Source organism: Xanthomonas melonis (genome assembly GCF_020783655.1).
Lineage (GTDB): Bacteria > Pseudomonadota > Gammaproteobacteria > Xanthomonadales > Xanthomonadaceae > Xanthomonas > Xanthomonas melonis.
The window spans coordinates 65,437-79,979 of the sequence record NZ_JAJGQH010000011.1 but is presented as its reverse complement, the minus strand read 5'-3'; the positions used below and the strand labels follow the sequence as shown (position 1 = coordinate 79,979).

The 14,543-nt window shown below is 67.3% G+C and carries 13 protein-coding genes; all 13 read left to right on the top strand.

The window, feature by feature from the left end; translation table 11 throughout:
- Positions 1–135 precede the first annotated feature (135 nt).
- Complete coding sequence (locus LL964_RS12485; RefSeq protein ID WP_167395206.1) at positions 136–1,608, top strand: hypothetical protein; 1,473 nt, start codon at positions 136–138, stop codon at positions 1,606–1,608.
- A gap of 77 nt (positions 1,609–1,685) precedes the next feature.
- Positions 1,686–4,337, top strand: a complete 2,652-nt coding sequence (locus LL964_RS12480) for a TonB-dependent receptor domain-containing protein (protein WP_104585744.1) — start codon at positions 1,686–1,688, stop codon at positions 4,335–4,337.
- Positions 4,338–4,538: 201 nt separating this feature from the next.
- Positions 4,539–5,303: a PDZ domain-containing protein gene (locus LL964_RS12475; RefSeq protein WP_104586450.1), complete on the top strand. Its 765-nt coding sequence runs from the start codon at positions 4,539–4,541 to the stop codon at positions 5,301–5,303.
- Positions 5,300–7,375: a type II secretion system secretin GspD gene (gene gspD, locus LL964_RS12470; protein WP_104585743.1), complete on the top strand. Its 2,076-nt coding sequence runs from the start codon at positions 5,300–5,302 to the stop codon at positions 7,373–7,375. Before LL964_RS12475 ends, gspD begins: the two co-directional genes overlap by 4 nt.
- 4 nt (positions 7,376–7,379) lie before the next feature.
- A complete protein-coding gene (gspE, locus tag LL964_RS12465) occupies positions 7,380–8,867 on the top strand; it encodes a type II secretion system ATPase GspE (RefSeq protein WP_104585742.1) in 1,488 nt (495 codons plus the stop codon).
- Positions 8,854–10,053, top strand: coding sequence for a type II secretion system inner membrane protein GspF (gene gspF, locus LL964_RS12460; protein WP_104585740.1), 1,200 nt, complete (start codon positions 8,854–8,856; stop codon positions 10,051–10,053). Before gspE ends, gspF begins: the two co-directional genes overlap by 14 nt.
- Positions 10,054–10,078: 25 nt before the next feature.
- Complete coding sequence (gspG, locus tag LL964_RS12455; protein ID WP_104586449.1) at positions 10,079–10,543, top strand: type II secretion system major pseudopilin GspG; 465 nt, start codon at positions 10,079–10,081, stop codon at positions 10,541–10,543.
- Between the two features lie 66 nt (positions 10,544–10,609).
- On the top strand, positions 10,610–11,053 hold the full coding sequence (locus LL964_RS12450; protein WP_104585739.1) for a GspH/FimT family pseudopilin: 444 nt from the start codon (positions 10,610–10,612) through the stop codon (positions 11,051–11,053).
- Positions 11,037–11,414, top strand: a complete 378-nt coding sequence (gene gspI / locus LL964_RS12445) for a type II secretion system minor pseudopilin GspI (protein ID WP_104585738.1) — start codon at positions 11,037–11,039, stop codon at positions 11,412–11,414. Before LL964_RS12450 ends, gspI begins: the two co-directional genes overlap by 17 nt.
- Positions 11,411–12,013, top strand: a complete 603-nt coding sequence (gene gspJ, locus LL964_RS12440) for a type II secretion system minor pseudopilin GspJ (RefSeq protein WP_104585736.1) — start codon at positions 11,411–11,413, stop codon at positions 12,011–12,013. Before gspI ends, gspJ begins: the two co-directional genes overlap by 4 nt.
- Positions 12,010–13,002 carry a type II secretion system minor pseudopilin GspK gene (gspK, locus tag LL964_RS12435; protein ID WP_104585735.1) on the top strand — a complete coding sequence of 331 codons (993 nt, stop codon included), beginning with the start codon at positions 12,010–12,012 and terminating at the stop codon, positions 13,000–13,002. The genes gspJ and gspK overlap by 4 nt, the downstream gene beginning before the upstream one ends.
- On the top strand, positions 12,999–14,090 hold the full coding sequence (gene gspL / locus LL964_RS12430; RefSeq protein WP_104585733.1) for a type II secretion system protein GspL: 1,092 nt from the start codon (positions 12,999–13,001) through the stop codon (positions 14,088–14,090). Before gspK ends, gspL begins: the two co-directional genes overlap by 4 nt.
- Positions 14,087–14,539: a type II secretion system protein GspM gene (gene gspM / locus LL964_RS12425; RefSeq protein ID WP_104585732.1), complete on the top strand. Its 453-nt coding sequence runs from the start codon at positions 14,087–14,089 to the stop codon at positions 14,537–14,539. The genes gspL and gspM overlap by 4 nt, the downstream gene beginning before the upstream one ends.
- Positions 14,540–14,543 lie beyond the last annotated feature (4 nt).

Below are 14,543 nucleotides of genomic sequence, written 5' to 3'. Positions count from 1 at the left end.
GTAAGACAAATGCAACAGACGCTCCCTATAAAGGTGACGGGGATCTTGAACGTGCTCGCCACTGCAGTGAGCGGAACGCAACCATTCTTGACGACTCCTCTTCATACCGGACCTTTTGACCTGGAGATCAGCCGCATGTCCGTTCGCAATAGCAGCAAGACACTTCTGATGACGTTTGGAACCGCACTGGCGCTGTCGGCCTGCGGTGGCGGTGCCGATCGTGTCGCTTCGCCGGGCGAAGGCGCGTTTCCGCCGGCGCCAGCGCCCGTGCCGACACCAGCGCCCACGCCCGCTCCGACGCCGGCGCCTGCACCAAGCGGCCCGGCCGCCGATTGCCCGACCGGCTTTTCCAACGTCGGCACCATCGCCAACAACACGCTGCGTGCCTGCCAGTTGCCGGAAACCATCACCGGCAATCTGGTGGTGCCCGCACGCGCGGGCACCGCGTATTCGATCAGCGGGCGCGTCAACGTGGGGACCGACCGCGGCGGCAATGCCAGCGCGCCGGCCGCAGGCAGCACCCAGGGCATCCTGACCGTCGAGCCGGGCGTGACCCTGTACGGCTCGTCGGGCAGCGACTACATCGTGGTCAACCGCGGTTCGCAGATCTTCGCCGAGGGTAGTGCCACCGCACCGATCGTGTTCACCGCGCGGCAGGCACTGGAAGGCCAGGTCAGCGCCAACACCATCGGCCTGTGGGGCGGCATCGTGGTGCTGGGGCGTGCGGCGATCAACAACTGCCCGGGCGCCACGGTGTCCGGCACGCCGGAATGCCAGGCGCAGGTGGAGGGCACCAACGCGTTCTACGGCGGCAACAGCGCCACCGACAACAGCGGCGCGCTGCGCTACCTGCGTGTGATGTACTCGGGCTTCGAAATCTCGCCCAACAACGAACTGCAGGGCATCACGCTTGCCGGCGTGGGCAGCGGCATGCGCCTGGATTACGTGCAGATCCACAACAGCTCCGACGATGGTATCGAATGGTTCGGCGGTACCGTCAACGGCGGCCACATTGTCATCACCGGTGCCGACGACGATTCGCTGGATACCGACGCCGGCTGGAGCGGTGCACTGCAGTTCGGCATCGTGGTGCAGCGCGCCGGTGGCGGCGATCGCATGAACGAGTGGAGCAGCCTGCGTCGCCAGCCGTATTCGCGTCCGAAGGTGGCCAACTTCACCTATGTGGGCAATGCCCGCGCCGGTGCAGCGATCATGCTCAACCAGGGCACGCAGGCAGCGTTCTACAATTCGGTGGTCACGCGTCCGGCCGGAGGCACCGGTGATGGTCTGGTGTGCTTCAACCTGGCCGATACCGACACGCTCGGTACCTTCAACTCGGTGTTCTTCGCCTGTCCGACCGCATTCGGTAGCGACCCGCGCGCGGCCAGCCAGTTTGCGGCCGGTACCAACAACGTCGCCAACGGCGTGTCCACGCTGCAGAACACCTTCGTCAATGGTGCCAATGAAAGCGCCGTGCCGGCGTTCCAGGGCTTGAACGGGGTGAGCAGCTTCTTCCAGCAGGTGAACTACATCGGTGGCGTGCGTGATGCCAACGACACCTGGTGGCAGGGCTGGACCTGCGGTCTGACCGCCGATCGTCCCTGCTGAGGCACGGCATCGCGCGGCGGCCCGATGCCGCCGCGCGATGCGTCCCGCTTCATCTTTCTGTTGCCAGGGCTCCCACGATGCGAACCTCCACTGTTGCCCGTCTCTCGCGGACGGGCCTGTCTCTTTCCATTTCCACCTTGCTGATGTCCGGCACCGCGTTGGCACAGTCGGCCAGCAACGATGCCAGCGGTGGCATCAGCTCCAGCGCCGCCACCAGTGCGCCCAAACAACTCGACCAGGTCGTGGTGCGTGGCGAGTACATTCCCGAACCGATGCTGCAGACCTCGGAGGTAGCCTCGTTCGTCACCCGTGAGGACATGGAGCGCACCGGCGACAGCAGCGCGGCGGTGGCGCTGACGCGCGTGACCGGCTTGAGCCTGTCGCGTGGCAAGTATGTTTATGTACGCGGGCTGGGCGAGCGCTATTCGTCGGCGCTGTTCAATGGCTCGCCATTGCCCAGCCCCGAGCCGATGCAGCGCGTGGTGCCGCTGGATCTGTTTCCCAGCGACGTGCTGGCCAGCGTGACCGTGCAGAAGACCTATTCGGCCGATTATCCGGGCGAATTCGGCGGCGGCGTGATCGATCTGCAATCGATGATCGTTCCGGAAAAGCCGTTCTTCTCGCTCACTCTGGGCGGTGGCGCCAACAGCGTCAGCACCGGCGAGAAGGGCCTGACCTACTATGGCTCGGGCGACGACGAATGGGGCGTTGATGATGGCACCCGCAAGCAGCCGGGTGCATTGCGCGATGCCATCGCCAGCGGGCGCCGCGTGGATCTGGGGAATTTCTCGCGCGAGGACATCCGCCGCATCGGCCGCAGCATGAACAACGCGAACCTGTACGTGCTGCAGGAAAGGGACAGCATCGCCCCGGACGTCAATGTCGGCGGCAGCGCCGGCTACGGCCTGGAGATCGGCGAGGCCAAACTCGGCATTCTTGCGGTAGCCAGTTACGACAACGAATGGCGTACGCGCACCGGCAAGCAGCAGGACGGCATCTTCGTCGGCGATAGCGTGGAGTTCAATTCGAACTACGATTTCGCCACCACCCGCAACAATGTGCGTACCAACGGCATGTTGGGGCTGGGTTGGGAGTATGGTCGCCACAAGATTGGTTGGACAACCTTGTACGTGCACGATGCATTGAAGGTGGCGCGCAGCCGTGCCGGGCGCGACGAGCTGGCCGGTTTCGACGTGCGCGACGACAACACCGAGTGGTACGAGCGCCAGCTGATCAACAACCAGCTGCTGGGCTCGCATGCCTTCGGTGAGTACGACGATCTCAAGGTGGAGTGGCGTGCTGCGGTGGCCAACGCCAGCCGCGATGTACCGTACGAGACCGGCATTCGCTACGAGCTGCTGGATGGTTACTGGGCGCACGATGCCTCGCGTGTGCAGAACTACACCCGTTTCAGCAAGGTCGACGACACCGTCGCCAGCGGTGGCGTGGATGTGACCTGGCGCCTGCCGATTGAGCGCGACCTCACCGTCAAGGGCGGCCTGGCGTACCTGGACAACGACCGCACCGCGTGGAGCCGCGAGTTCCGCTTCCTGGCGCTGGACGGTCCGCTGCCGTTCCTCAACCAGTACCAGCGCGTGGATTATCTGCTCTCCGACTACAACCTCAGCAACGACCTGTTGCGCTTGCGCGAGACCACCGGCAGCTTCGGTGCGGCCGCTTACGACGCGACCTTGAAGGTCAAGGCGGCGTATCTGCAGATGGAGGGCGAGATCGTGCCGACCCTGCGTGCCACGGTCGGCGTGCGGTACGAAGATGCCACCCAGGCGGTGCACCCGTACGACATCTTCAGCGGTACGCGCCAGGACAGCGTGGCACCGTTGGACAACAGCTACGCGCTACCGTCGGCCACCATGACCTGGAACTTCGCCGACAACCAGCAGCTGCGCTTCGGCGCATCCAAGACCATCGCGCGCCCGCAGTTCCGCGAGATGGCGCCCCAGCAGTATCTGGATCCGGACATCGACCGCCAGTTCTTCGGCAACCCGTTCCTGGTCGACAGCGAGCTGGTCAATCTGGATGCACGTTACGAATGGTTCTTCGAACCGGGCCAGTACGTCACCGTCGGTGCGTTCTACAAGGACATCGACAAGCCGATCGAAGCCATCGTCAACGATGCACCCGGTGGCGGCATCGTGCAGAGTTTCATCAACGCACCCAAGGCCACGCTCTATGGTGTCGAACTGGAGGCCAAGAAATACCTGGATCTGCCGATCGCCGCCGACTGGTGGGGCGACAAGCGCCTGTTCGTGTCCGGCAACTACACCCGGGCCAAGTCCGAGGTGAGTGCCAGCGCCAGTGACACCGTGCAACCGTTCGGCTTCAGTGCCCCGGTACAGGCCAATCTGTTCATTCGTGATGGGTCTGCGCTGCAGGGGCAGTCGGACGACATCGCCAATCTGCAGATCGGTGTGGAAAGCCAGAGCACCAACAGCCAGGCGACCTTGATCGCCAACTACGTCGGCGAGCGAATCTCCGCGCGCGGCCGCCCAGGCCAGCCGGACTACGTCGACAAGCCAGGGACTTCGCTGGATCTGGTGATCAGGAAGGGCCTGGTGTGGTCTGGCGATACCTTGTCGGTGAACTTCGCTGCACGCAACCTGCTCAAGACCAGGTACCAGGAATTCCAGAAGGTGGGCAGCAACCGGGTGGACCTCTACAGCTACCAGCCCGGTATCAGTTATGACATCAGTGTGACAGCGCGCTTCTGATCCATCGGCCTCAGGAACCGCTGCAAACGCCCGCCATGCCGCGCATGGCGGGCGTTTGCGTTCTGCCGCAGATCGCTTCATGTCGCCTTGTGTCATGCGTTTCTCCGAACTGACACATTGCTGCCGCATTCTGTCATCCGATCGCAATTCCTCGGACGGACAACCGCTTTGCTGCACGTGTCGCCCTCGTTGCCTGCCTTCATGTCACTGCGCGTTGCACGCGCGGTCGGGCTCGGTGTGCTGGCCGTGTTGCTGGTCGTGCAGGCGCTACGCCTGGTGTGGCTGGTCGTCACGCCGATCGGGCCGCTGGGCACACGCCAGCCGGTGATCGATGCGAACGCGGAGGTGTCCGCGCTCCGCCGCGATGTGTTCTATCGCAACGTCGACGACGCCCGCAGCGACGGGATCATGCTGCATGGTGTGCGTGCCGGCGGTGACCACGCTGCGGCCTATCTGAGTGATGGCGATGCTGGGCAAGGCGCCTACCGCGTTGGCGACGCGGTGCTGCCAGGTGTGCTGGTCCAGGCGATCGCCGCCGATCATGTGCTGCTGCGTGCCGGCAGCGGGGTGCGCCGTCTGGTGCTGGCCGACGCCGCGCCGCAGGCACCTGCGCCGCCAGCGGCGGGCACTCGAACCGCAGGCGCGGCGGCAGCGGTGTCGAACGTGGCGAGCGCGAGTGAGGCGACTGCTGCGGCGGCTGTCGATCCGCAACAGTTGCTGAGCACTGCCGGCTTGCGCGCAAGCGAGGACGGCAGCGGCTTGACCGTGATGCCGCGCGGCGATGGCGCGCTGCTGCGGCAAGCCGGTCTGGCTCCCGGCGATGTGCTGACCCAGATCAATGGCCGCACGCTCGATGCCGAACACCTGCGCGAGCTGCAGGACGAACTGCGCGATGGCCAGGCGGCCACGTTGACCTATCGCCGCAATGGCCAGACCCACACCATGACACTGAAGCGCCCGCAATGAGTTCCGTCCGTCCTCTCTGGCTGATCTGGGCCGCAGTGCTGTTTGTGCTTCCGGTCATGCCTGCCGCATCGCTGCATGCGGCCGATGCTCCGGCGGTACGGTTGCAGGACGTGGAGCTGCGCGCCTTCATCCAGGATGTCTCGCGGGCCACCGGCATCACCTTCATCGTGGACACGCGCGTGCAGGGCACGGTGAACGTGGCACGCGCGCAGGCGATGTCCGAGGCCGACTTGCTGGGCATGCTGTTGGCAGTGCTGCGGGCCAACGGATTGATTGCCGTCTCCAGCGGGCCATCCACCTATCGCATCGTTCCCGACGATACCGCCGCGCAACAGCCCGGCAGCGCTGCCAACGCCAACCTGGGGTTTGCGACCCAGGTATTCACGCTGCAGCGCGTGGATGCACGCAGCGCGGCAGAGATCCTCAAGCCGCTGGTTGGGCGCGGCGGCGTGATCATGGCGATGCCGCAAGGCAATAGCCTGTTGATCGCCGACTATGCCGATAACCTGCGCCGTATCCGCACGTTGGTCGCGCAGATCGATACCGACCGCGCGGCGATCGATACGGTGACGCTGCGCAACAGCTCGGCGCAGGAGCTGGCGCGCACCCTGACCTCGCTGTTCGGGCAAGGTGGCGAACGCAGCAATGTGCTGTCGGTGCTGCCGGTGGAGAGCAGCAATTCGTTGATCGTGCGCGGCGATCCTGCGTTGGTGCAGCGCGTGGTGCGCACGGCGGTCGATCTCGATGGGCGGGCCGAGCGCCGTGGCGATGTCAGTGTGGTGCGCTTGCAGCACGCCAGTGCCGAACAGCTGCTGCCGGTGCTGCAGCAATTGGTCGGCCAAAGCCCGGGAACCGAGGTGCAGGCAGCACAGGACACGCGCTCCAACGCGGTAGACGTGGCCGCAGCTGCCGGCGCTGCGCAGACGCAGGTGATCACACCGGCTACAGGCAAGCGCCCGGTGATCGTGCGCTATCCCGGCTCCAATGCCTTGATCATCAATGCCGATCCGGAAACCCAGCGCGCCCTGATGGAGGTGATCCGGCAACTGGATGTACACCGCGAACAGGTGCTGGTGGAGGCGATCGTGGTGGAGATTTCCGACAACGCCGCCAAGCGGCTGGGTGTGCAGCTGTTGCTGGCCGGCCGCAACGGCACCGTGCCCTTGATCGCCACCCAATACCGGGGAGCAGCGCCGGGCATCGTACCGCTGGCGGCGGCAGCGGCCGGTGCGCGCAGCGGCGAAGACGATGACGATTCGGTGTTGGAACAGGCACGCAACGCGGCCGCGCAATCCTTGCTGGGCCTCAGCGGTGGCCTGATCGGCCTGGCCGGGCAAAGCAACGATGCGGTGTTCGGCATGATCATCGACGCGGTCAAGAGCGACACCGGCTCCAATCTGCTGTCCACCCCGTCGATCATGACCCTGGACAACGAACAGGCGCGGATCCTGGTAGGGCAGGAAGTGCCGATCACCACCGGCGAAGTGCTGGGCGCGGCCAACGACAATCCCTTCCGCACCATCCAGCGTCAGGACGTGGGTGTGGAGCTGGAAGTGCGCCCGCAGATCAACACCGCCGGCGGCATCACGCTGGCGATCAAGCAGGAAGTCTCGGCCATCGCCGGGCCGGTGAGCGCGCAGTCCTCCGAGCTGGTGTTCAACAAGCGCCAGATCGAAACGCGCGTGGTGGTGGAAAACGGCGCGATCGTCGCGCTCGGTGGGCTGCTGGATCAGAACGATCGCCAGACCGTGGAGAAGGTGCCCTTGCTTGGCGATGTGCCAGGGTTGGGTGCGTTGTTCCGGCACAGGTCGCGCAACCGCGACAAGACCAACCTGATGGTGTTCATTCGCCCCACCATCATTCGCGATGCGGCCGACGCCCAGCGGATGACCGCACCGCGCTACAGCTACCTGCGCGATCGCCAGCTGGCCGATGGCGACCCGGAAGCGGCGCTGGATGCGCTGGTGCGCGACTACCTGCGCACGCAGCCGCCACGGCTGCCGGCCGCAACGTCCGTGCCGCCGACACCGGCCGCCACGCCCATGCCCGCCACCCGTCCCGTGCAGCGCTGAGGCCATGAGCACGCCACGCACCACGATCTCGTACGCATTCGCCAAGCGCCATGGCGCCGTGCTGCTCGAAACCGACGGCATCGCGCAGATCGGTCTGCGCGAAGGCGGCGACGTGCAGGCGCTGATCGAATTGCGTCGTGCGCTGGGCATGCCGCTGCAGGTGCGCACCCTGGCGCCGGCGGTGTTCGATCGGCGGATGTCGGAGATCTATGCCGACGCCGGGCTGGAGCAGGGCATGCAGGTCGAGGCGCTGGACCTGCACGGCAGCCTGGACGCGTTGATCGACGACATCCCTACCGCCGATCTGCTCGACAGCCAGGACGATGCACCGATCATCCGCCTGATCAACGGCATCATCGCCGAGGCCGCGCGGCTGGGTGCCTCGGACGTGCACCTGGAATCCTATGAATCGCGCCTGCGCGTGCGCCTGCGCGTGGATGGGGTGATGCGCGAGGCCGCCACGCTGCCTGGCCGCATCGCGCCATTGCTGGTGTCGCGGGTCAAGGTGATGGCGCGGCTGGATATCGCCGAAAAGCGCATCCCGCAGGACGGCCGCGTGTCACTGGTGATGGGCGCCAGGGCGCTGGACGTACGCGTCTCCACCTTGCCCACCCGTGGCAGCGAGCGGGTGGTGCTGCGTCTGCTGGACAAGGAGCAGGGCAGCCTGTCGTTGGCGCAGTTGGGCATGCCGCCGGCGGCGATGCACACCGTGCAGCGGGCCTTGCAGGTGCCCAACGGCATCGTGCTGGTCACCGGCCCCACCGGCTCTGGCAAGACCACCACGTTGTATGCAGCGCTGAGCCTGCTCAACGACGGCTCGCGCAACATCCTCACCGTCGAGGATCCGGTGGAATATGCCATCGATGGCGTTGGCCAGACCCAGGTCAATGCGCGCGTGGGCATGACCTTCGCGGCCGGCCTGCGCGCCATCCTGCGCCAGGACCCGGACGTGGTGATGATCGGCGAGATCCGCGACACCGAGACCGCGCAGATCGCGGTGCAGGCCAGCCTCACCGGCCATCTGGTGCTGTCCACCGTGCACACCAACGATGCGGTCGGCGCGGTCACCCGTCTGCGTGACATGGGCATCGAGCCGTTTCTGCTCGCTTCCAGCCTGCGGCTGATCCTGGCGCAACGGCTGGTGCGGCGGCTGTGCACGCACTGCCGCACGCCGCGCCCCTTGGACGCGACCACGCGCGCGCTGACGCAGGGCGAGGACACCGCCACCGTGTATGCGGCCGTGGGTTGCAGCGCCTGCCATCACAGCGGCTACGCCGGGCGCGTGGGCATCTACGAAGCCATTGCGGTGGACGATGCCATGCGCCGGTTGATCGGTGAAAACGCCGACGAGGACGCCTTGGCAGCAGTCGCCTTCGCACGCGCGCCGCGGCTGGGCGATGCCGCGCGCACTGCCGTGCTGCAAGGCCTGACCACGCTGGAAGAAGCGCTGCGCGTCACCCGCCAGCAGGACGATGCGCATGCCGCGATTTGACTACACGGTGCTCGACCTGCACGGGCGCAGCCGGCAGGGCACGATCAGCGCCGACAGTGCGCAGGGCGCGCGTGCGCAGCTGGAGCAGCGCCAGTGGCTGCCGGTGCGCATCGATGCCGCCAGGGCAACCACGGTCGCGGTGCGCGCTGCGCGCTTCAGCGGCAAGGATCTGGTGCTGTTCACCCGCCAGCTTGCCACGCTGGTCGAAACCGCGCCGCTGGAAGAGGCGTTGCGCACCATCGGCAGCCAGTCCGAGCGGCGTGGCGTGCGTCGCGTCACCGGCCAGACCCATGCGTTGGTGGTGGAAGGGTTCCGCCTGTCCGATGCCATGGCGCGGCAGGGCAACGCGTTCCCGCCGCTGTATCGCGCCATGGTGGCCGCCGGCGAAAGTGCGGGGGCCCTGCCACAGGTACTGGAGCGGCTGGCCGATCTGCTCGAACGTCAGGCGCAGGTGCGCAGCAAGCTGCAGTCCGCGCTGGTCTATCCGGCGGCGTTGGCGTTGACCGCCGGTGCCGTGGTCATCGTGCTGATGACCTTCGTGGTGCCCAAGGTGGTGGACCAATTCGATTCGATGGGCCGCGCCTTGCCCTGGCTGACGCGTGTGGTGATCGGCGTGTCCAACGGCCTGCTGCATGCAGGCATTCCGCTGCTGATCGTCGCGGTGATCGGTGTACTGGTTGCGGTGCGCCTGCTCAGGCGACCGACGCCGCGGCTGGCGGTAGATCGCGCCATCCTGCGTGCACCCCTGCTGGGCCGGCTGATTCGCGACCTGCATGCCGCACGCATGGCACGCACGCTGGCGATCATGGTCAACAGCGGCCTGCCGTTGATGGAAGGGCTGATGATCGCCGCGCGTACCGTGGACAACCGCGCCCTGCGGCTGGCCACCGACAGCATGGTCACCGCGATCCGCGAAGGCGGCAGCCTGGCGGCGGCGCTGCGGCGTGCGGGGGTGTTTCCGCCGACGTTGCTGTACATGGCGTCCAGCGGCGAGAACAGCGGGCAGCTGGCGCCGATGCTGGAGCGCGCTGCCGACTATCTGGAGCGCGAGTTCGAATCCTTCACCACCGCCGCGATGAGCCTGCTGGAGCCGGCCATCATCGTGCTGCTCGGTGGCGTGGTGGCGGTGATCGTGTTGTCGATCCTGTTGCCCATCCTGCAATTCAACACCCTGGCGCTTGGTTGAGCGCAGCCGTTTCCCGGAGATCATCATGCAGTCCACCCACGCTCGCAGCTGCGCCGGCTCGCGCACCGCCTCTCGACGCAGCCGCGGTTTCACCCTGGTCGAACTGATGGTGGTCATCGTCATCATCGGCCTGCTCGCCACCGTGGTGATGATCAACGTCATGCCCAGCCAGGATCGCGCGATGGCCGAGAAGGCCCGTGCCGATGTCGCGGTGCTGGAGCAGGCGCTGGAAACCTATCGCCTGGACAACCTCACTTATCCCAGCACCGAGCAAGGCTTGCAGGCCTTGCTCAACCCACCAACCGGCCTGGCACGGCCCGAGCGCTACCGGCAGGGCGGCTATATTCGGCGTCTGCCGGAAGATCCGTGGGGTCACGCCTACCAATATCGGCGTCCAGGACGTAACGGCGGCTTCGATGTCTATTCCTTCGGTGCCGATGGTGGCGAAGGCGGCGATGCCGACAACGCCGATATCGGCAACTGGCGCTGAGTCCGGAGCGTGCCGGCCGTCCCCGCCAGTGCGCCGCGATGCGCACCACGCCACCCGCGCGCGGGCATGCGTGGGTTCACCTTGCTGGAAGTCCTGGCGGTGCTGGTGATCACCGCGCTGGCCAGCACGCTGGTGGCGATGACCCTGCCCGATGCGCGGCGCGATCTGCACGATCAGGCCGATACGCTGGCCAGTGCGTTGATCCATGCACGCGACGAGGCGATCCTGAGCCTGCGCATGGTCGAGGTGATCATCGATACGAGGGGCTACAGGTTTCGGCGCCAGGCGCGGCAGCAGTGGGTGGCGCTGGAAGAAACGCCATTTTCCGCAACGCTCTGGCCGGGCGGTGTGCAGACCGTATTGCCGGCTGGCAGCACACAGCTCAGCGTGCGCTTCGACCCCACCGGCGCGGCCACGCCGCAACGTATTGCGTTGGCCGATGAGCAGCAACAGGTGCAGGTGCTGGTGGATGCCGCCGGTGGAGTACGGGTCGATGCACCGCGTCCGTAACCGCCAGGTCGTCGCCGGTTTTTCGCTGCTGGAGTTGATGGTCGCATTGGCAATCTTCGGCATGGCGGTGGTCGGCCTGCTGAATCTTTCGGGCGAGAGTGCGCGCACGACAGCGGTACTGGAAGAACGTGCGCTGGCCGCGGTGGTGGCGGAGAACCAGATGATCGACGCCATGCTGGCGCCCACTGCCGCAGCATTGGCACCGGCGCGCGGGCAGGAGACGCTCGGCGGCCGCCGCTGGGACTGGCAGCGCCAGGCCGTTCCGGCCAGCGCCGGCATGGTGCGCATCGAGGTGCGCGTGCATGCGGCCGGCCAGAGCCAGCAGATCGCCGGCCTGAGCGCGTTGCGGAGCGTGCAATGACTCCTTCGCGCCGCGCAGCCGGTTTCACCCTGATCGAACTGCTGGTCGCGCTGTCGGTGTTCGCGTTGGTGGCGGCCGCCGCGGTGGTGGCGATGCGCCAGAGCATCGATCAGCGCACTGCCGTCCGCGAGCGGCTGCAGCAGGTGCGCGAGTTCCAGCTGGCCCATGGCCTGCTGCGCAGCGATCTGCAACAGGCCGCGGTGCGGCGCACGCGCAACGGCGAAGGCAGCGCCGCGCGCGCAGCCTTCATCGCCACTGCGCCGGGGACGCAGGGGCCGTTGTTCGGATTCGTACGGCGCGGCTGGAGCAATCCGGATCAGGCACCACGCGCGGCGCTGCAGTATGTGGAGTACCGCGTGGTGGAAGGGCGCCTGGAGCGCAGCGCCCGCCCGGCACTGGATGGCGCCGCGGCCGGCGCGCCGCAGGTGCTGATGCGTGGCGTGCGCTCGGCCGTGGTGGCGTTTCACTACCGCGCGCAGTGGAGCGATGGCTGGAGCGGCGGGCTGGAAGCGTTGCCGGATGCGATCGCGCTGGAACTGGACCTGGAGCAATGGGGGCGCGTGCGTCAGTTGTTCCTGCTGCCGGAGGGCCGTGCATGAAACCGGTGCATGCACCCCCGCGGCAATGCGGCGCCGCGCTGTTGACGGTGATGTTGCTGGTGGCGGTGATGACCTTGCTGATGGTCGCGGTGCTGGACGATCTGCGCTTTGGCCTGCGCCGCAGCGGCAATGGCGAGGCGATGACGCAGGCGCAGTGGTATGCGCTGGGCAGCGAGACGGTGGCACGTCAGCGGCTGCAGGCGCTGGCCAGGCGCGACCCGTTGCGCACCACGCTGGACGGGGGATGGAACGATCGGCCGGTGGCGTTCCCGTTGGACGATGGCATGGTCAGCGTGCGGCTGCGCGATCGCGGTAGCTGCTTCAACCTCAATAGCGTGGTCGCCGGAGCGCCCGAGCAATGGCAGCGCAGCGACGACGGTGCGCGCCAGTACCAGGCATTGCTCGAGGCACTGGGCATCGCGTCGCCACAGGCGCAGGCATTGACCGATGCGCTGGTGGATTGGATCGACAGCGACGACCGACCCGGCGCACACGGCGCCGAAGACGATCGGTATCTGCAATCGGCGCTGCCCTCGCGGACCGGCGCCACCCTGCTGGCCGGCGTCAGCGAGTTACGCGCCATCGCCGGTTACACGGGCGAACGCATCGCCTTGCTGCAGCCGTATGTCTGCGCATTGCCGGAAGGGCGGCTGTCGCCGGTGAATATCAACACGTTGCGCCTGCAGGATGCGCCGGTATTGGTGGCGCTGACCGAAGGCAGGCTGCAGCTGCCCTCGGCACGCCGGGTGATCGCCGCGCGCCCGGCAGGCGGGTGGCGCGATCCGGCGGTGTTCTTCAACACGCCGGCCCTGCTGCAGGCCGCGCCATCGGATGCGATGTTGCAGCAGGTGCAGTTACGCACCGGGTATTTTTCCCTCTACAGCGAGGTCGAGCATGCCGGTGCGCAGGTCTTGCTGGAAGCCTTGTTGCAGCAAGACCCGGCCGGCCGCGTGCGGCTGGTGGCAAGTCAATGGAGTTCGGATACATGATGACCACGCTGGTGCTGTTGCCGGCCGAGACCACAACGCCACCGACAGCCGTGCGCGTGGATGCGCAGGGGCAGGTGGTGTGGCGAGGCGATTGCAGCGCGCGGACCGTGCCGGATGCGCGCAACGTGCTGGTGGTGCCCGGGGTCGATGTGCACCTGCGCTGGATGGCATTGCCCGGGCGCAGCATGGCGCAATCGGTGGCCGCTGCGCGGCTGCAGCTGGCCGAACACCTGGCCGTGGCTGTGCAGACCCTGCACGTGGCGATCGCCACGCACGCCGATGCCGACGGCACGCGGCTGGTGGCGGCGGTGGACACGGCAGTGATGCAACGGTGGCTGGAACGTGCGGCGAGCCTGGGCATCGTGCCCGATGCCGTGGTGCCGGACTGTCTGTTGCTGCCCGAGCCGGCCGCCGACCAGCCGCCCGCACTGCTGCAATGGGATGGGCGCTGGCTGCTGCGCGGCTCGCAGATCGCCTGCAGCCTGGAGCCGCCGCTCGCGCAGCTGTTGATCGCCACGCTCCCCATGGCGCCGGCACTGCCGCCGGATCCGGATCCGCAACAGGCAATCGCGCAGTTCGCCCGGCAGGCCGTTGCCGCGCCCCTCGACCTGCGCCAGAAGGCGTTCGCGCCAACTTCCCGCCCACGCGCCGGCATGCCGACACGCCGGTTGACACTGCTGTTTGCGTTGTTGCTGCTGTCGCCGGTAGTGCTGTCGCTGGCGCAGACCCTGCGCTACGAGATCGCTGCGCAGCTGCTGCAACGGCGCACCGCCGCGCTGCCCGGCGCCCGCGACGCGCGCGGCGCATCCGATGCGGCCGCGGCACCTGCTGGCGCGATCCCGGACGCGTTCGCCCCGCGCCTGGCGGCCGTCTTTTCCGCCGTCGAAGCGACGCCTGGCGTGGAGCTGGATGCGCTGACGTACCAGCAAAGCGGCGCGATGCGGCTCACCTTGCTGCATGCCGATGCGGCACAGCTGCAGCACCTGGCCGCGCGCTTGCGCGACGCCGGCTGGCAGCCGCGGCCTTCGCCGAGCCAGCCCGACGACGCGCGCATACGCACCATCGTGCAGCTGGAGCCGCCGCGATGAACCACGCCTTGCGGACCTGGTGGCAGGCGCGCGCGTCGCGTGAGCGGATCATGCTGGCGACCATGTCGGTGGCAGTGGCCGCCTTCGTTGCGTGGTACGCCCTGTGGGTGCCCTTGCGGCACTGGACGTCCAGCGCACAGGCCCGCTATGACCAGGCCGCCGACGCGCTGCTGACTGCGCGCGCTTCACAACGCGCCAGTACAGTGGCGGCGGTTCCGCTGGATCGCATCCTGCGCAGTGCGCGCGAGGCCAATATCGCCATCACCCATCACCGCCGCAATCCGGCAGGAACGCTCGAGCTGCAGATCGATGCCGTTGCCAGTGCCAGCCTGTTCGCCTGGCTGGAGCAGTTGGATCGGCGCGAGAACCTGGCGCCGAGCCGGCTCGAGATCAGCCGTCGCGACGGCCAGCTGCAGGTGCGCTGCACGATGACGGGTGTCGCGCCATGAGGGC